Annotated in this window: 18 protein-coding genes and 1 tRNA gene; 5 read left to right on the forward strand and 14 right to left on the reverse strand. The window is 59.1% G+C overall.

The window, feature by feature from the left end; translation table 11 throughout:
- Positions 1 to 35: 35 nt before the first annotated feature.
- Both F7D08_RS04535 and F7D08_RS04540 read left to right on the forward strand, forming a co-directional pair.
- A complete protein-coding gene (locus F7D08_RS04535) occupies positions 36 to 1,898 on the forward strand; it encodes an FtsK/SpoIIIE domain-containing protein (protein ID WP_404979651.1) in 1,863 nt (620 codons plus the stop codon).
- A gap of 111 nt (positions 1,899 to 2,009) precedes the next feature.
- Positions 2,010 to 2,288 carry a WhiB family transcriptional regulator gene (locus F7D08_RS04540; protein WP_003835265.1) on the forward strand — a complete coding sequence of 93 codons (279 nt, stop codon included), beginning with the start codon at positions 2,010 to 2,012 and terminating at the stop codon, positions 2,286 to 2,288.
- Positions 2,289 to 2,420: 132 nt separating this feature from the next.
- On the opposite strand, the gene F7D08_RS04545 is transcribed toward F7D08_RS04540, so the two are convergent.
- Positions 2,421 to 3,908: a sensor histidine kinase gene (locus F7D08_RS04545; RefSeq protein ID WP_152209494.1), complete on the reverse strand. Its 1,488-nt coding sequence runs from the start codon at positions 3,906 to 3,908 to the stop codon at positions 2,421 to 2,423.
- A 190-nt stretch (positions 3,909 to 4,098) separates the two neighbouring features.
- Here F7D08_RS04545 and trhA point away from each other — a divergent pair, with 190 nt between their 5' ends.
- Positions 4,099 to 5,010: a PAQR family membrane homeostasis protein TrhA gene (trhA, locus tag F7D08_RS04550; protein WP_152209495.1), complete on the forward strand. Its 912-nt coding sequence runs from the start codon at positions 4,099 to 4,101 to the stop codon at positions 5,008 to 5,010.
- A gap of 1 nt (position 5,011) precedes the next feature.
- On the opposite strand, the gene F7D08_RS04555 is transcribed toward trhA, so the two are convergent.
- The 3 genes from F7D08_RS04555 to F7D08_RS04565 form a co-directional block, all read right to left on the reverse strand.
- Positions 5,012 to 5,890: a class C sortase gene (locus F7D08_RS04555; RefSeq protein WP_226803372.1), complete on the reverse strand. Its 879-nt coding sequence runs from the start codon at positions 5,888 to 5,890 to the stop codon at positions 5,012 to 5,014.
- 125 nt (positions 5,891 to 6,015) lie between these two features.
- On the reverse strand, positions 6,016 to 7,635 hold the full coding sequence (locus tag F7D08_RS04560) for a SpaH/EbpB family LPXTG-anchored major pilin (protein ID WP_152209496.1): 1,620 nt from the start codon (positions 7,633 to 7,635) through the stop codon (positions 6,016 to 6,018).
- An 81-nt stretch (positions 7,636 to 7,716) separates the two neighbouring features.
- Entirely contained in the window at positions 7,717 to 10,446 is a 2,730-nt protein-coding gene (locus tag F7D08_RS04565; RefSeq protein ID WP_152209497.1) for a SpaA isopeptide-forming pilin-related protein, read from the reverse strand.
- Between the two features lie 458 nt (positions 10,447 to 10,904).
- On the opposite strand from F7D08_RS04565, the gene F7D08_RS04570 reads away from it, so the two are divergent.
- On the forward strand, positions 10,905 to 11,198 hold the full coding sequence (locus F7D08_RS04570; protein ID WP_152209498.1) for a type II toxin-antitoxin system RelB/DinJ family antitoxin: 294 nt from the start codon (positions 10,905 to 10,907) through the stop codon (positions 11,196 to 11,198).
- The gene (locus F7D08_RS04575; RefSeq protein WP_152209499.1) at positions 11,188 to 11,610 is read left to right on the forward strand and encodes a type II toxin-antitoxin system VapC family toxin; all 423 of its coding nucleotides are present in this window, start codon (positions 11,188 to 11,190) and stop codon (positions 11,608 to 11,610) included. Before F7D08_RS04570 ends, F7D08_RS04575 begins: the two co-directional genes overlap by 11 nt.
- Here the strand turns inward: F7D08_RS04575 and F7D08_RS04580 are convergent.
- From F7D08_RS04580 to F7D08_RS04625, 10 genes are all read right to left on the reverse strand, one after another.
- Positions 11,607 to 11,957, reverse strand: a complete 351-nt coding sequence (locus tag F7D08_RS04580) for a type II toxin-antitoxin system YafQ family toxin (protein ID WP_152209500.1) — start codon at positions 11,955 to 11,957, stop codon at positions 11,607 to 11,609. The two genes, F7D08_RS04575 and F7D08_RS04580, sit on opposite strands and share 4 nt — an antisense overlap.
- On the reverse strand, positions 11,947 to 12,240 hold the full coding sequence (locus tag F7D08_RS04585) for a prevent-host-death family protein (protein ID WP_226803373.1): 294 nt from the start codon (positions 12,238 to 12,240) through the stop codon (positions 11,947 to 11,949). Before F7D08_RS04585 ends, F7D08_RS04580 begins: the two co-directional genes overlap by 11 nt.
- A 156-nt stretch (positions 12,241 to 12,396) precedes the next feature.
- On the reverse strand, positions 12,397 to 12,876 hold the full coding sequence (locus tag F7D08_RS04590; RefSeq protein ID WP_100494855.1) for a GreA/GreB family elongation factor: 480 nt from the start codon (positions 12,874 to 12,876) through the stop codon (positions 12,397 to 12,399).
- A gap of 87 nt (positions 12,877 to 12,963) precedes the next feature.
- Complete coding sequence (locus tag F7D08_RS04595) at positions 12,964 to 13,371, reverse strand: FKBP-type peptidyl-prolyl cis-trans isomerase (RefSeq protein WP_152209501.1); 408 nt, start codon at positions 13,369 to 13,371, stop codon at positions 12,964 to 12,966.
- Between the two features lie 87 nt (positions 13,372 to 13,458).
- Entirely contained in the window at positions 13,459 to 14,919 is a 1,461-nt protein-coding gene (locus F7D08_RS04600; protein ID WP_152209502.1) for an L-serine ammonia-lyase, read from the reverse strand.
- A gap of 39 nt (positions 14,920 to 14,958) precedes the next feature.
- Positions 14,959 to 15,549, reverse strand: a complete 591-nt coding sequence (locus F7D08_RS04605) for a cadmium transporter (protein ID WP_152209503.1) — start codon at positions 15,547 to 15,549, stop codon at positions 14,959 to 14,961.
- Positions 15,550 to 15,621: 72 nt separating this feature from the next.
- Positions 15,622 to 15,701, reverse strand: a tRNA-Leu gene (locus F7D08_RS04610).
- 166 nt (positions 15,702 to 15,867) lie between these two features.
- The gene (locus tag F7D08_RS04615; protein ID WP_152209504.1) at positions 15,868 to 16,869 is read right to left on the reverse strand and encodes a Ppx/GppA phosphatase family protein; all 1,002 of its coding nucleotides are present in this window, start codon (positions 16,867 to 16,869) and stop codon (positions 15,868 to 15,870) included.
- A gap of 33 nt (positions 16,870 to 16,902) precedes the next feature.
- Positions 16,903 to 17,466 carry a DUF501 domain-containing protein gene (locus F7D08_RS04620; RefSeq protein ID WP_152209505.1) on the reverse strand — a complete coding sequence of 188 codons (564 nt, stop codon included), beginning with the start codon at positions 17,464 to 17,466 and terminating at the stop codon, positions 16,903 to 16,905.
- On the reverse strand, positions 17,463 to 18,035 hold the full coding sequence (locus tag F7D08_RS04625; RefSeq protein WP_193316191.1) for an FtsB family cell division protein: 573 nt from the start codon (positions 18,033 to 18,035) through the stop codon (positions 17,463 to 17,465). The genes F7D08_RS04620 and F7D08_RS04625 overlap by 4 nt, the downstream gene beginning before the upstream one ends.
- Positions 18,036 to 18,119 lie beyond the last annotated feature (84 nt).

Genomic DNA, 18,119 nt, shown 5'->3' on the forward strand with positions numbered 1-18,119 from the left:
TGCCAATGCCATGCGTCTTCGTTCACGCTGGTCCTATGGCAGCATCGCGACGAAGAGACGGCACGCATCGCAATCCGCGCATGCGGGATGGGCGGACCCGCGCGCGCCGGTTCCGCCCATCCGCGCAATGGCGTGCGCGGATGATGGCATTCGCCATGGCGGCGCCTCTGGTGGCGCAGATCATGATGATCGCCATCATGCTGGCGCAGGGCCACTGGATGTATGCGCTGATGATAGTGCCCGGAGCGGTGGGCTGTCTGGCTTCGGTGCTGGTCTCATTGCCGGCCATGCAACCGGAGGGAAGCGATGCGCCGCCCGCACGGAGGCCCGCCGACCGGCCAGCGGCGCATGGCCAGGCCGTGGACCCCGCCGCTGGCGTCGATGCCGGACAATCCGGTACGGCGGTGTTCCCCGGCATCGACGCCATGCCGTTGGAGCAGCTCCTGCACGTCGACCCATTGCCATGGCGGACCATCGTCAGGCATTGGTCCGGCGATGCACAATGGGAGGTGCCGGTCGGCATGGCGGCGGACCGTCGACCGTTCGCCCTGGACCTGCGCAAGCATGGGCCGCACGCGCTGGTGGCGGGAACGACAGGTTCCGGCAAGTCGGTATTGCTGCAAAGCTGGTGCCTGGCCCTCGCCGTGCACAATGGCCCTGACCGTCTGCAGTTCGTGTTCCTGGATTTCAAAGGCGGGTCGGCCTTCCATGCCCTGGAACAGCTGCCCCATTGCGCGGGCAGCGTATCCGATCTGAATCTGGCGCACGCCTCCCGCGCGTTGCGCGCCTTGGAAGCGGAATTGACTCGCCGGGAATGGCTCACCGCCAAGCATCGCGCCGCGTATATCGACGCTCTTCCCGCCCCTCCGCCTCGCCTGGTCGTGGTCATCGACGAGTTTCACGCGCTCAAAGACCAATTGCCGGATTACATCAACCGTCTGGTGCGCATCGCCTCGCTTGGCCGTTCGCTCGGCATGCACCTCATCGCCTGCACGCAGAATCCGATGGGGCAGGTCGGCACCGACATGAAGGCGAACATGGCGTTGAACATCTGCCTGCGCGTACGCGATGCATTGCAGTCGGCCGAATTGCTGGGCGATGGCCGCGCCGCCCGCCTCAGCCCAGCAATGCCCGGTGCCGCATATTGCAATGACGGTGAGCAGGTGCGGGCATTGCGCTGCTCCCCTATCGGCGATATCGCCGGCATGAATCGCAATATCACGTATGCCGCGCGCTTCCTGGCAATGGATTCCGCTCCGAAATTGTTCTCCGCTCCCCTGCCCACAGCAGTGCAGCCGCGACGGCAGGCATCCGAGCATCTCGAACAGGTGTGGATCGGCTTGGCCGATAATGGCATCGACGTCAACGCGGCGACCATAGATCTGGCGCGGGGCAATGTCGGCATTATCGGCGGCCACGGCCGCGGGAAAAGCACTGTGCTGGATACCATCGCCAATCAGATTCATGACATCGACGGCATTATGGTGCGAATCAGCCAACCCGCGCATGGCGTCTGGCACACGCAAACCATCCGCCGCGGTGCGACGTATACGGTTCAGAGCGCAGCGCCCACGCCGCCGAGACTGCTCTGGCTGGTGGATGACGCGGACGGGCTTTTCGACCCGTTTCTTACCGATAGGCATGCCATGGCTTTCCGTGAGGCCCTTGCCGACCCATCCATCAGTGTGGTGTTCGCCGTCTCCTCGATGCGGCATGTGCGCGTTCCCGAACATTGCTCCACCAGAATCGTGTTTCCCTCCGGGGAGAAAACGGCTGATCTGATGGCGGGCGTTCCCTCGGCGCTCTTGGCCTCGCTGTCGGCCGACGATTTCGACATCCCCGGCCGCGCGGTGCTCATCGCCGGCGTTTCAGCGCGACTCATGCAATGCGCATCATGAAATAAGCGTATTTTCTCAGTGAAACCTCTTGAAAATGAACACGGTTCGTGGTTTCCTAGTGTAGGAATCAAGGAATACCAACAGCCACGTGGCTTTTAAGGGAGGCAAGCAATGAGCAGCGCTTTTGATTGGCGAGCCAAGGCCGCATGTCGCGATAAGGATCCGGAACTGTTCTTCCCGGTGGGCAACACCGGTGCCGCATACCAGCAAATTGAAGAGGCCAAGGCCGTGTGCCGTACCTGCAAGGTGATTGACGCCTGCCTGAAGTGCGCGTTGGACACCAACCAGGATTACGGCGTCTGGGGCGGCTTGAGCGAGGATGAGCGTCGCGCCTTGAAGCGCCGCGCCATGCGCGCCCGCCGTTCGCAGGCCATGCAGATGCAAATCTGATAACTCGCGGTATTTATCGCTTATGCAAGAAACCCTCCCCGGTCGGGAGGGTTTCTTTGTTGGGTGGGACTGCCCCCAGCCGCTATGCTGACGGCTCCCCTCAAAAAGGAAGGGAGCCGGCGCACGGGCGGATCATTCCTCTTGAGCGGCGCGCAGCTTCATGTCGAGCACCACGCGGGTGCCGCCTTCGCGGCGAGGCTCCCAATGCACGGAACCGCCGAAATCGTTGGTCACGAACGTGTTGATGATCTGCGTGCCCAGGCCCGATCCGGAGGAGCGCGCCATGCCGCCATGCTCCTCGGAGCCGAGGCCGGTGCCGTCATCCTCCACCACCACGTTGAGGTTGGGGCCGGAACGGCCTACGGAAATGGTGATGTTGCCTTCCTTGCGGCCTTCGAAGCCGTGCTCCACCGAGTTGGTGATGAGCTCGGTCAGCACCAGCGAGAGCGGCGTGGCATCCTGGGCCGGCATCATGCCGAACTTGCCCATGAAGTTCACGTTGATCTGCTGGTCCTTCATCGTGGCCAGGTCCACCGCCATGCGCAGCAGGTTCGAGATCACCTTGTCGAAGTCCACGATCTCGTCCGCGGTCTGGCTCAGGCCCTCGTGCACCATGGCAATGGTCTGCACGCGGCGCTGCGCCTCCTGCAGCTCCTTCTTGACCTCTTCGGACTTGGTCTTGCGCGCCTGGAGCCGCAGCAATGCAGAGACTGCCTGCAGATTGTTCTTCACGCGATGGTGGATCTCGGAGATCGTGGCGTTCTTGGTCTGCAGCTCCTTTTCACGGCGGCGCAGCTCGGTCACATCACGGCACAGGATGATGGCGCCGACGCGACCATTGTTGTCGTACAGCGGCAGCGAGCGCATCGAGACCGCGGAACGGTTGGCGTTGAGCTCGGAGTCGACGGCTGCCTTGCCGGCGAGCACCAGCGGCAGGGTTTCGGGAACCGGATCGTTCTCCTTGAGCAGCTGGGTGCCCAGTTCGCTCAGATACTGGCCGGGCATCGTATTGAGCAGGCCCAAACGCCTGAAGCAGCTAATGGCGTTGGGCGAGGCGTAACGCACCACGCCGTCGATGGTCAGGATGATGAAGCTGTCAGCCACACGGGCGATGTGGCGTTGGCTCATCACGGAATCCTGGTAGGGGAACTGGCCGCGTGGAATCATCTCGTAGAGCTGCTTGCCGGCGTTGATGCTTTCCGATTCGTAGCGGCCGTTGGATTCACGTGTGGCCATATTGGTCTCGCGCACCACCAGGCCAAGCGTCTTGCCGTTGTGGCGCACCGGGGCGTACACGTTGCATACGGTGGCCTTGCCGACCGAGCGCAGCACGGTGGAGCGGAACACGACGCTGGACTGCATGGCCGCATCCAGTTCGCCGGTCATGTCGTCGGGCATGATATCACCCACGACGTCCTCGCCACGAAGCGTCATCACCGTTGATGGGCGGCATTGCTCGGCCACCACATACTTGCCGTCGCCGTTTTGCACCAGCAACAGCAGATCAGCGAAACTCAGGTCAGCGACTACCTGCCAATCGGCCACAAGATGATGCAGCCATTCACGGTCCTCGTCATCGAAATCCGGACGGGTCGCAAGAATATGTGAAAAATCAGCCATGCGTACCATCATACGCAACCGGTTGCCCTCGGCTGGGTTTGACTGGCAGACCCAGCCGAGGGAGGAATAGACTGTGTCATAGTTCGAATCCGAGTGGCGGGTTGGCATTGACAATACGCAAACTTACGTTAACGTAGGTTACGGTAACGTAAGCAATGGTTCGTCACTCGATACAGTGGTTGGGGGCATTATGGCGCAGGAGCACATCGGGGGCACATCAGTACATCAGATAGACCCGGTAATCGAAGAAAAACGAGCCGCAGCCATCAAAGCCCGTGAGCAGGCGATGCAGGCCAGGGCGGATGCAGTTCGCGCCAAGGCGCAGTTCAAAGCCGAAGCCATACGGGCCAAAGCCGAGGAAAAGGCACGCAGGAAACTTGCCAAAGCCGAGAACCGCGCGCTGAAAATCGAGGGCATCGCACCGGTGGTGGCGCGCAAAGTTCGTCTGGATGTGCATGGCAGGCCGAAGCCGGCCATGCGTGGTTGGATCCATGCCGTGGCTTCTCCCCTATCGCTGGCCGCCGGCATCGTGCTGATATGCCTAGCACAGGGCGCGGGCCTCAAATGGGCGTGCGCGGTGTTCATGACCGCTTCGCTGATCCTGTTCACCAATTCGGCCTGCTATCACTTGGGCGATTGGAATCCCAAGGTCACCGACGTGCTGCGCCGCATCGACCATGTGAACATCTTCCTGCTCATAGCAGGCACCTATACGCCGGTTTCATTCGCTTTGGAGCCGTTCTGGCGCAACTTCATCATCATTTCGATGTGGTCGTGCACGCTCATCGCGCTGATCATTCATGTGATCTGGATCAACGCTCCGCGATGGCTGTATACCGTGGTGTACATCATCTTCGGCATCTATGGCCTGGCGTTCATGATGCTCTTCTGGAAGTCGCCGTATGCGGGCCCTGCCGTGGTGATCCTGCTGTGCGCGGGCGGCGCCTGCTACATCGCCGGCGCCATCGTCTATGCGCTGCGCAGGCCGGACCCATGGCCGCGCATTTTCGGCTTCCACGAGATATTCCACTGCGGCACCGTCGCCGGATACGCCTGCCACATGGTGGCCATCTATATGGTGATCGTGGCCCTGTGGAGCTGATTCAGCGCCGCGGCTTGCGCTTGACGTAGACGAGGGTGACGGCGGTGGCCGCCACCACCACGACGCCGGCGATGATGGCTCGGCGCAGCCAGCGGCCTCGCGGCACGATGCTGATGGTCTGTTCCTGCGGCTTGTTGGCTTCGGCGAGCGTGGTGCGCTCGCCCGTGACCAAGAGTCGATGCGTGTTCACACCGTAGGGCGTGCAGGTGAGCAAGGTGACCAGGTCACGGCCCTTGACGGCGCGCAGTTCCTCGAGTTCGCTGGGCAACACGGTTTTGATCTCCACCACCTTGTAGGCAAGGGTTTTGCCGAGCACATTGATGGTGAACACGTCCCCTTTGTCGAGTTCGTCCAATCGGGTGAAGAGCTCCGCATTGGGCAGCCCTCGGTGCCCGGTCAGCACGGGCCGGCGATCCTCGCCACCGATGGGCAGTGCGGTCTGGCGCATATGCCCCACGCCTTTGTCGAGGATGTCTTCGCTGGTGCCGTGGTAGATGGGCAGGTATACGTCGATTTTCTTGATGGTGAGGTACCCCATCACGCCATCGCCGTCCGGGTTCAGCACGCTGGTGTAGTTTTCCGGCAATGCGTAGCCGCTGCCGGGGATGAACGGATCATGCACCGGGTCTCCGGCCAGGCTCTCGTTGTATTTTCGGGCCTCGGCCATCTGCTTGTCCCGTTCTGCCTGGTCGAGCGAGTCCACCTTGCCTTGGTAGGAGTTGATGACCGTGGCGTGCTGGCCGTCCGCCAGCCAGTCCGCCACGCTGGGATAGGCGGCAATGCTGACGCCCGCGATGACGAGCACCGCGGCCAACAGGCCGGTGAGTCTGTCTCTCCATGATTTGCGCCGCGTATGTGCGCCCATTGTGTTTTCTCCCATGTGCGTATGTATGAATAAGGCTCCCCGATACGGGGAGCCGAAGTGAAAGGGTCCCCTGACAGGGGCCGGAGGTATTGGGGATCAGAACTCCGGCATCTTGTCAGGGGAGGAATTGATGCATGGCGTCAGGAACGCTTGCGTGTCAGGGCGAGCAGCAGGCCGCCTGCGACCAGCAGTACGCCAGCCACGGCAAACACGAGCGTGCCCACGCTACCGGTGGTCGGCATTTCCGGCGTCTTGGAGTTGGTCACCGTCACCGGGTAGTAGCCCGGAAGAGTGGTGACTTCATCCTTGACGTGGCCGTTGTGCTCCGCGGTGGGGCTGCCGGTCTGGTCATCAATGGTGAACGACTTCGGGCTGGTGAGCTTCACGTAGCCCTCCGGAGCCTTGGTTTCGGTGAGGTCGTAATCGCCTTCGTCAAGACCCTTGATGGTCAGGTTGCCCTTGGAGTCCACGGCGAGCGTGGTGGTCTTATTGGCAGCCGTATCAGTGTCAGTAGCGAGGCGGTATACGCCATCGGACTCCTTGACCACGTTGAAGTAGTTGGTGGTGCCCTTGGTGGAGAGCGCGAACTCGGCGCCGGAGATGGGCTGGTTGTTCTCGTCGTGCTTGACGACCTTCAAACCGTAGGTGAACACCTTCACCTTGTCGGTTTCCTGGTGCCAGCCGTCGGTCGGGTTGTGGGTCCACAGCACGTCCAGCGTGTTCGGGTTGCCGGTCGGTCCGATTTCGGCATCCTTGTTCACGGTGGCCTTGTAGATCACGTGCACCTTCGCGTAGCCCTTCACCTGGTTGTAGACGTAGTCAATGGTGAAGGACACCGAAGTATTGTCGTTCGGGCGCGTGGCGTTCGCAGTGGTCACGGTGTAATCGGTGCCGGCGGTCAGCTTGGTCTCCTTATCGCCATTCACACCGTACACCTCGATGGTGCTCGGCTTCAGGGTCAGGCCCGTGCTCAGGGTATCAGCCATGAAGAACTTCGGCTGAAGGCCGGTGGAAAGGTCCGGCACGTCGGAGCGCAGGTCGAAGCGCACGTCCTTGCCGATGGCTTCGGAGTCGGTGCCGTAGCCGGGATCGGCGTTCACGACATCCTTGCCGGACACATGGTCCTGAGGAGTGGTGTCTTCGTTGATGGACTTGTCGATGTTGGCGACGGTGCTCTTGGCAGCGGCGTTGCCCTCGATCAGCTCCCACTGCTTGGTGCCGTCATTGTACTTCGGGTACACGTTGAGCACGTTCTGCTGGTAGTCGCGCTTGCCGCCGGTCACCTCGGTGAGGTAGGAGCCGAAGCCGAGGTTGCCGATGGTGGCGGTGGCGTCAGCATTGCCGGTGGTACCGCCAGTGGCCTGAGCGGAACCGGCTTCGGTCAGCGCGTTCGCACCCTTGAAGTGGTCGGCCACGCGCTTGTAGAACGTCTTCAACTTGGCCGCGTCCGCATTCAGGTAGGTGTCGGTCACCGCATTGTTGGCGCCCACGTAGCCCTTATAGTCGTTCTGGCTGCTCAGCCAGGTGGCGACCGAGCCAACCCACGTGTAGGTCGGGTTGTTCGTGCCGTCCCAGGTGATGTCGATCACCTGGTAGGCGTGCACGGTGACACCCTGCTCCACCTCGGACACGGTGATCGAGCCCTTGGTCTGCGGCGTCACGTTGGCGGCCTGCGCCGGGGACGCGAATCCCAGCAGGCCGACTACCATGGCCAGCACCGCCACGACGGCGGCCCAGCTTTTCCTTATTGAACGAGACATGATCTCTTCTCCTTCATTGTGTTCAACAACTGTTTGTATTGATGGACGTTTGTATGTGCGGCCTCGCCGCGGTTTTCTCTCTTAACCGCGCCTCCTTGCTTCGATGGACAACACAGTCACACCCGCCAGCAGCAGGCCGAAGCCGGCCAGCGAGAAGAGCATCAGACCGCGGCCGCCGGTGGACGGCACTGCGATGGTCTTGTAATTGGGCACCGCGAGCATCGAATTGCCCGCACGAACGGACGCAGGGGACACGGACGCGCCAGCAGCCAGCGAACGCGACACCGTGAAGAACGCCGGCGCCTCACCCACCGACTCGATCCTCGGCTCGACGACATCCCTATCGGAATACGTCACACGCCACTGACCAGCAGGCTTCGCATAACCGGCAGGCGAGGCGACCTCCACCAGACGGTACTCACCCGGCCTGGCCAGATCATCGAACGTGACCAAGCCATCACCGCCGCTCGTCACATCCGAACCCACCCGCGTCCAAGCGTCACCCGGATCATCCGGATCGATCACATCACCGGCGGACGTGCCCGTACCGCACCTGCCCGCACCGGCCTTGCACTCGAACAGACGGAACGTGGCACCAGCCAACGCCTTCGACGTCTCATCCCCATCACGCTTGGCAAACGAGAACGAACCCTTGACCTGCTGGGGCTTGGGCTTGTTGGTCACCGTGGGCGCGGTACCGGTCAGATACGAATCATCCACCACCACCTTGTCCACCGGCTCCAAACGCAGAATCGGGGAGACATCCGCCAGCGTGCTGTCGGTGATCTGGTCGTTGACCCACTTGACCGCGTTGCTCAACGTATCGCCGGCATCACCGCCGTATTCCACCTTGCCGTTCCTGGAAGCTAACGCATCATCCTTGTTCTGGTAGCCGATGACGCGGTACTTGTACTTATCCGGCATCTGCGAAGCGGCAGGAACAGTGATTGCATCGCCATCGTTTTCAACGAACACATCGCCGCCATAGTCGGAGGCCTTCGACGTGTTGAGCGTGGTGCCGTCGAGAATAAGAGACTTATTGTCTAAAGCTACAAGCCAACTACTAGTATTTCTTGCCTCTTTATTAGTTTTTAATTTCACCGCAGACGGCAATGTCTTCATAGTTGAAGTCGAACCACTCTGTACAGTAATGTCAGACGGAATATCAGATACAGCGTTAACTGTTATTTGATGCTCAGTGGAATCCAACTGATAATCATTCGGAGCGGTAATTTCACGGTAATAATAGGTGCCCGGCTCCAAATCAGGCACCTTTACCTCACCATTGGCATCGGAAGTGACCTGAATCTTGTCAGCGGCCCATTCGATATTGCCATTCTGGTCGAATTGAATATTGCCATTGGCATCACGCTGCGCCTGATGCGGTGCTACCTCGTTGCCTGAATCATCTTTTTGATAAACCTCAAATACCGCACCAGGCAGTGTCTTTTGGGATCCATCATCTTTTTTGATGAAGCGGAAACCCGATAAAACAGCCAACGACTCAGCATCTATAACACTTAGATACTTCACATGCAATCGGTAATAATAATCAATTGAATTCGATTGCATTTGAGTATTGGCATAATAGTTATATACATACTGGAACCCCAGCATTTCCTGATAATTGCCATCTGCACCATTCCCAGGAATTGACATGCTGATTGCATTCCCACCTGGTGTTGTCACTGCATCAGTAACTTCGCCATCATAATCCTGAATAATATTGGCGTATTTCGCAAAGCTTGGATCCACAATCGGCATACTGCAACCTGCTCCGAGAGGATTGCATAGCCAATTCGGCATTTCAATCTTTGTATTGAGGTTAACTTCGCCTTTCTTATACCACTGCAGCAATGTATCGATATTTACAACGGTCGGCTTTGAACCTCGCACTACATATCCCTCATACGGGAAATACTGTGTGGTACTACTTAAGTCAACGGCTCCACTAAAAGTACGCGGAAGATTAAAATCGAACGAATGTTCAGGCAAATTTAGAACCGGAAAAGCTGATTTAACTTTCCAGTATGGACCTTTAGCTGTGAAATGACGCTGATTAGGCAAATCACGCCCAGAGGCTTTCGCAACTGCCTCGTATGCTTCCTCCTGAAATTGGTATCCTGTGTATTTACCAGCATCGAGAATTTGTATACCTTGAATACTTTGCAATAACTGGTAACCGTACAGTGGCCCATCCAGTGGCTTGTTCAGCAAAATCCACGCCTGAGACACACACTCGTAACCCAAATATTCAACAACATCTGCCGCAGACTTCGGGAACACCGTGCTCGTAAATCCGGATGCATTAGTATACGTTAATTTCCGCCAATCAGATCCCCATGTGCGGACTGTGTACCATACGGTTTCAGGCCAAACACTTCCACCTGCCTGACCGTCGAAATCAGTTGGCTTCGTGAAATTCTCATCAATGTAATCCTTCACATCATCAGCAGTCACACCATCCGGCCACACCGTCAGCGCTTCACCGAGTGCATCACCATGAGATGTGTCCACCGAACCATCTGGTCCTTGTGTTCCCCAATATGCCAACCGCGCATTCAACAGTTTCTTGCGAGCCTGGGCTTTTTGAGCTTCGGTCATGTTGGGCACCGTGCTGGCGTCCGGCAGGGCATCAAACATTTGCTGCACGGTAGCCGCCTGAGCCTTTTCGGCGCCCAAGAGATTCCATTGGCCTTGGGGCAGCGCCATCGCCAGTAGCATGGCCACGGCCAGCGCCATGCCCAATAACGCGCGCCACCAATAACGCGTCTTCCGTAATAGTGTTCCCGAACTGTTTGCCTTGCGCATAGCGACTCGCTCTCCTCGACCCATCTCATGGGCGGCCCAGCCCAAGCACAGCAAGCCGAACCGCGAGAGCTTCATGGCACCAGGAGCGGACGCAGCACAATTCCTCAACCCCATGCATCACGGAAATAAGGAATGCACCGTTGCCTCAGCCCCATCCATGAAACCTAAGGCAACAGATACCCCCCCGAGACTTCTTTACCCCCTAAAGCGATATGTCACGGCATCCGCTTCATACCGCCGCATTTCCCTTCATCATCACCCACAACACCAATATTCTCAAGGCTTTTCACACCACTCACCCGTCAGCACCACCACACGCCCACACCCCATGCAGCCCCCTTCGACACGCATAGGGGGCCACCCTAAAATTCCCCTGCGGAAATACACCACACTGCACTATGAACGAGCTTGAGATATACTATCTACTATCAATGTATTGATAGTAGATAGGAAAAGTCATGTCGACTGCAACCGTTTCCGCCAGCGTTGACACCAACACCAAAACAGTCGCCAACGCCTACATCAAGCAAGCCGGACTCACGCCAAACGAGCTTATTCGGAATCTCTGGGAGAGCATCGCCAGCACCGGAGTCGTTCCGGAGTTCGGTGACTCAAGCAGTAAACGCAAGCAGGAAATGCTTCACGCCTTCCAAGAATCACAAGATATTATCGCCACTCTGCCCCGCGGCACCGAATTGGACACCATGAGCTACGACGACATGCGCAAGGAGCTGGAGAACCGTGAAATCTAAGCTGCTACTCGATACCAACGTACTCATCGACTACGCGGTGGTGAATCGCCCGGAGCACGCAGAAGCCACAGCGCTGGTGAAGCGGATTGCCTCGGGGCAGGATACCGGCCATACCACGTCCGGATCATTGAAGGACTTCTATTACCTGTGCAGAAAACCGCTCGGAGAAGCCGCGAGCAGACATCTCATCAGGAATTTCCTGGTGCTGTTGAATGTTCTGCCCGTAGGGCAGGAGGAATGCCACGATTCCGCATACTCCGACGAGCCGGATTTCGAAGACGGACTGATTCGCGCCGTGGCCGAACGCAACGATATGGACTTCATCATCGCCCGGGATTCAGGCGCCTTCGCCCACTCTCCCGTCAGAAGCCTCACCGCCCGCCGGTACCTGGAACTCTTCGGCCAAGACTAGAAATCACGACGCATCGCATCTTTGTATGTTTTGATGAGTTTCCTTGTGGTTTTGCCTGAATACAACTCATCATGCGTGCTGGTACGGGTGAGCACCAATACGAGACCGTCACCGTCGATGAAATATACGAGCAGCCAATCTCCTTCGATATGCAGCTCGCGATATCCATTCCAGTTCCCGGTTAATGCGTGATCACGATATTTCATAGCAAGCAGGTCTTGATCACCATCAACAATGGCATGAATCGCGGGAAGCATACGTTTCACATCAACATGCTTTTTCTTGAGCGTCTTGACATCCTGGTCAAAAGCACGAATCGTCGTGATGCGTTGAATTCTAGATGGCATCGAAATAATCTTCCAGCTGGTTCACATTATCGAACGAATGCGTATATTCCTTAGTTGCGACATCACGCCTTGCCTGCTCGTTACGCAACTCACGAACTTCGTCTTCCAAATCGCGATAGTGCTGGAAATCATGCTGGTTAATGATGAAATATACAGGTTCGTTGTTCCGCAGCACAGTTACAGGACGACCATTATCCACCTTCGCGAATTCCGCACTCGCTCCACCTCGTCCAAACTTGCTAATCGGCACAAGAGTATCCACAGGAACCATAAGCGACGCCATCACGCCCCCCTAATCTACATGCATATTTACATGTAAATTATAACCATGCTCTGTACAACAGCACATGAAAAGCGATGTTCAACAAACAAATAATCCCTCTGAATAGCCAGAGGGATTTCATACGCGTTTGCGGTGTTGGGGAGGCTCTCAGCCGGCTCAGGCGAGGGGCTTGGAGGCCTTGACCACCACGGACAGCTCACGGCCGTTCGGGGCGGTGTAGGTGACGGTGTCACCCACCTTGGCGCCTTCGATGGCCTTGCCGATCGGGGAATCCGGGGTCATGATGTCGTAGTCGGTGCCGGCCACGATGTCGCGGCTGCCGAGCACGTAGGTCATCTCGTTGCCGTTGAGCTCGATGGTGACCACGGAGCCGTTGCCCACGGTGCCTTCCGGAGCGCTTTCGATGATCTTGGAGTCGCGCAGCTTCACGGTGAGCTCGGTGATGCGGCCCTCGTTCTTGCTCTGGGCCTCACGGGCGGCCTGGTAGCCGCCGTTCTCGGACAGATCGCCTTCGGCACGGGCCACGGCGATCTTGTGGGCGATCTCCTCGCGCAGCTCGCCTTCGCGGTGGGCGAGCTCCTCCTTCATCTTGTTGTATGCTTCCTGCGTCAGCAGGTAGACCTTCTCTTCAGCCATGTTGTCCTCCTGAACTTTACGATCAATGCTGAATGTATAGCAAAAACGCCGGCTATGACACCGGCGTTCCGTCATGCTGAATATGTCTCAGCGAGTGGAAATGATGTCGATAACGAAGACCAGGGTGTCACCGCCGCCGATGCCGGCCTGCGGCACGCCACGGGAGCCGTAGCCGTATTCCGGCGGGATGGAGACCACCAGACGGGAGCCCACGTTGTGGCCCGGCACGGTCTGGTCCCAGCCCTTGATGACCTGGCCCACGCCGATGCCGAAGCTGGCCGGCTGGTGGCGGTCGAAGCTGGAATCGAACGGGGTGTCCTTGCCCCACACCACACCGTGGTAGTTCACGGTGACGGTGTCGCCACGGCGGACCATCGGGCCGTCGCCCTCGGTCAGCTCAATGGCCTTGAGGCCCTTGGGAGCCTCGTCGGTCGGGAACTCGATAACGGGCGTGGTGCCGAATTCGGCGTTCACCTTGGGCATCTGTTCTGCCATACGTCCTCCTTGTCAGACACAATGCGCCCTACATTATCACCATTGGCGGAGCGGCGAAAGTCGTTCTTCCCAGTGCGATACAGCTCGCTAGCATTCGACGACGTTGACGGCGAGACCGCCCTTGGAGGTCTCCTTGTACTTGGCCATCATGTCCTCGCCGGTCTGCTTCATCGTGGCGATGGCCTGGTCGAGGGTCACGATATGCGAGCCGTCGCCGAGCATGGCCATGCGCACGGCGTTGATGGCGGTGTTGGCGGCCATCGCATTGCGCTCGATGCAAGGGATCTGCACCAGCCCGCCCACCGGATCGCAGGTCAGGCCGAGGTTGTGTTCGATGCCGATCTCCGCGGCGTTCTCCACCTGTTCGGGCGTGCCGCCCATCACCGCGGCGAGACCTGCCGCGGCCATCGAGCAGGCCGAGCCGACCTCGCCCTGGCAACCGACCTCGGCGCCGGAAATGGAGGCATTGCGCTTGAACAGGTAGCCGATGGCACCGGCGGTGAGCAGGAAGGTCACGATGCCCTGCTCGTTGGCATCATCGACAAAATGCCAGTAATAGTGCAATACCGCCGGAATGATGCCCGCTGAGCCGTTGGTCGGCGCGGTGACGATGCGGCCTCCCCCGGCGTTCTCCTCGGAGACGGCGAGCGCGAACAGATCCACCCATGCGGCGTCGGAGGATTCCAACACGACATCCTTGCGCCGGCGGTCCCTGTGCAGCAAATCGGAGTTGGAGGAAAGCCGCTGGTACATCTTCGGGGCGCGACGCGGCACATCCAATCCGCCGGGCAGCGTGGTCTCGGTGGACGTGCATCCATGGGAAACGCATTCGCGCATCACGCGCCACACATTGTCGATGGTGTTGCGCACCTGGATGCCCGAGCGGTTGGCCGTTTCATTGGCCCACACCAATTCGGCGATGCTCATGTGGTGCCTGTTGCACAACGACACGAGTTCGGCGCATGAGGAGAACGGGTATGGTGTCTCCGGGCCGAAGTCGGTCGAGTCGGATTCGTCTTCGTCGGCGAATGAAGTGCCCGCCGGCGGCTTGTCATGGATGCCGATCATCAGATCATCGGGCGTGCCCTGGCGGATGAAGCCACCGCCGATGGAATACCAGACCTGTTCGTTGACCAGCGAGCCCGCGGAATCGAACGCCTGGAAGCGCATGCCATTGGGGTGCGCGGCCATGCGCTTCCACAGTTCGAAGACCACGTCACGGTCGTATTCGAAATGGATGCGCTTCACGCCGGCAAGATTCAACGTATCGTCGAGCGCGCAGGTCTCGCGAATATGAAGCATGTGTTCCGTGTCCACGTAGGCCGGCAGGTTGCCTTCCAGACCCGCCATGGCGGCGCGGTCCGTGCCGTGACCCATGCCGGTCAGGGCCAGGGAGCCATAGAGCGTGACCTTGACCCGTTCGGTGCGGTCAATCAGGCCATCGTTCTTCAGCGACGCGGCGAACGCGTGTGCGGCGGCCATAGGGCCCACGGTATGCGACGACGAGGGGCCTACTCCGATGGTGAACATGTCGAGTACGCTGAACATACCTGCTCCTTCCTCGCCTGTGTGGCCTTGTCGATCGAATCAGTGGTTGGCAATCTGGCCGAAGATCATCACCAACACCACAATACCCAGAACGGCCAGCACCAGCTGGATGGTGAGCAGGGCGAAGGCCGCGGTTTTCTTCGTGGCGAGCTTGGTGCCATAGGCTCGGGCGAGCAGGAAGGCGATGAAGCCGAACACCGCATAGTTCGCGGTGAGCGCGAGGATATCGGAATTGGGGAGCACGACGCCGTTGATGGACTGGTCAAGCGAATTCATCGTGGAGCCCATCACGAACATGCCCCAGATGGCGTAGCCGATCAGGCCCACCACGGCGTAGCCCCAAGGTTTGAATGTGTCTTTGAGATGGATGGTGAACGATTCGGCGCACCAGAGCAGCGCGAAGCCGACCACATAGGTGAATACGACCGCCACCAACACCGTTGCCGCCATCCATGGCACCAGGGCGATGACCGGCGCGTTGGTTTTGGGATCGGCGATCATGTTCAGGTAGAAACCGGAGCAGGCGATGGCGCCAACGGTGAGCGCAGTGCCCGCGATGATAGCCTGGGCGAGCATGGTGGGCAGTGCGCCCTGTTCGACTCGATCGACCGCGGTCCAGCGTGAGGCCATAGGAATCCCTCGTTTCATCAGACGTTCAACACAACGAGGAACAGGGTAATGAGGGAATGTTTCGAGAAAGTGTGCCTCCGACGGGACTCGAACCCGTAAGCCGAAGCGGTCGATTTTAAGTCGACTGCGTATACCAATTTCGCCACGGAGGCGTTAGCCAATAAAGCTAACCGTACTATTGTACGTCACCCTAAGACGATGCGGCTTGCGGGTTGCTGAGCTTCGCTCAGCCGTCGCGGCATAGCCGCGCTCCCTTCGCCTACGGACAGCCCACTGGGCTGTCCGCTTCACGGCTCAGCCCGTCGGAGGCACTCTTATTTACCGTGCAAGCAGACGGCGGCCGTAGTCGAGGACGATGCCGTCCAGAAGCCCGTGCTCGCTGGCCACATAGGAGTCAATAGGCGTGCCGTGATCCTTTTCGGCGGCTTCGCTCACCTTGGCCAGCACACGGTTCCACACCACGGCGCCGCCACCGACCACGTCAATACGGCCAGGGTGAATCGTCTTGTATTCGCGGCGTTCGGCGCGGGTCATTGTGAGGAACTTGTCATCCACCGCATACGCCTCTTCAAGGCCCAGTCGGTACCCATCGACCACCGTGTGGTCGTATTCCTTCAGGCCGATGGCCAACGCGGTCATCGTGGTCACGGTGCCGGATACGCCGATGATGGTGCGGGCCTTGCCGGCGTCCACGTGCTGGAACGCCTCGTCGATGTGCTCGTCAATGTCGGCGATGGCCTCGGCGATTTGCTCATCGGTGGGCGGATCGTTCTTCAGATGACGTTCGGTCATACGTACCGAACCGATGTTCATCGAGAATGCGCCCTGTACCTGAGTGGTCGGCGCGGTGACGCCGTCGCCGCCGATGACCAGCTCGGTGGAGCCGCCGCCCAAATCGACCACCAGATACGGCGCTTCCAAATCATCACGGTTCACTACCGAGGTGGCGCCAAGGAAGCTCAGATCGGCTTCTTCAGTGCCGGGGATCACTTCAGGGCGCACGCCGAGGATCTTCTCGATCTCATCTTCGAATTCCTCGCGGTTCTCGGCGTCACGGGTGGCGGAAGTGGCTACGAAGCGCAGACCGTCCACCGGATGTTCGGCGAGTACGCCGGCGAATTCACGGGCGGCCACATAGGCACGTTCCAACGCCTCATCGGCGAAGCGATGGGTCTTGTCGACGTCCTGGCCGAGGCGAATCACTCTCAGGATGCGCGGCACCACTTCATGCATGCCGTTGGCGTCCACGCGCGCGACCTTCAGTCGAATCGAGTTCGTGCCGCAATCAATGCCGGCAACAGTTACGGAATCCTTGCTCATATGCTCCTCCTCGTATTGCTTACAGCAGTGTGTTCACAGCACCGTGCAACGGCAGACGGCGGGGTCAAATTCATCCTTGACGCGTTCCAGCACCATATCGCCGATCGGGTTGGCTCCCGGGCCCATCACCAGGCTCTGGGCCAACAGGGCGTGCAGGCATTTGACGCGCACTGGCATGCCGCCCGCGGACGTGCCTTCGATATGCTCCTCGCTATCGCCCAGACGTGCGGCCAGCTCATGGCGGAATGCCAGATACAGCTGATGCGCCTCACCGTATGCGGCCTTCAGCTCCTCATCCTCGCCGAGCATCTCGTTGTATTGCTGCATCACGCCGGCGGCCTCCACATGGGAGGCGGCTTTCACGGCTTCAGGACCGGTCAGATAGCAGGTGGTCGGGAAAGGAATGCCACCGGGCAGCACCGGACGTGTGATCACAGCCAGCGGGCGGCCGCATACGCAACGGGCACCCACAGCCACCATGCCGCGTGGATAACGGCCCAACTGGCGTTGCACCAATTCGATGTCCTGGTCGGTGGCTGGCTGCGCCATAACGGCGTCGACTAGGGACTTCGCTTTGGCGTCGATATCGATGGTCACTGTTGGGTTCCCTCCCCTGCGGTATTCTGGTCGGTGTTCTTATTGCCGTTCTGGCTACTGTTGGTGTCGCTGCCGGAACTATCGGAGCTGTTGGAATCGCTGCCTGATTGGTTCTTGACGTCTACGGGTTCATCGGCTTTTTTGAATGAATACGCAAGCTCGCTATACCAGGGCAGCACCTTTTTGTTCGAATCCTGCGAGGTGCCGGATTCCCCCGATTCCGTCTCCGTGCCGGTCACCGCCTCCGGATGCAGCACGCGGACCGCCTGCTCATCCGGGAACACGAATCCAAGACGCTCGCGCGCCTGCGCGGTGACATAGGCCTTGTCATTCCAACGTTTGATGTTGTTCTCGAGCTCCTGTTTCTTCGCCACCAATGAGGCTTCCTCGCGTTTCAGGCCGTTGAGTTCGGCAAGGTTCAACGCGTATGTGTGGAAGGTGGAGACCAGTTGGATGGTTCCTAATGCCACGATGAACAGAGAGACGAAGAATGCGATAGGTCCCGTGGCGCTCTTTCTCCTAGTGGACTTGGTTTTGCCGCTAGCCTCGGCACGGGATGATTTGCTCATGACACATGAAAATACCCGCCGCATTCGACTTGACGAACGCAGCGGGTATTGAGCTTCAGTGGAATGTCACGCCTTTATGGGCGT

The sequence above is a fragment of the Bifidobacterium cebidarum genome, from assembly GCF_009193305.1.
Lineage (GTDB): Bacteria > Actinomycetota > Actinomycetes > Actinomycetales > Bifidobacteriaceae > Bifidobacterium > Bifidobacterium cebidarum.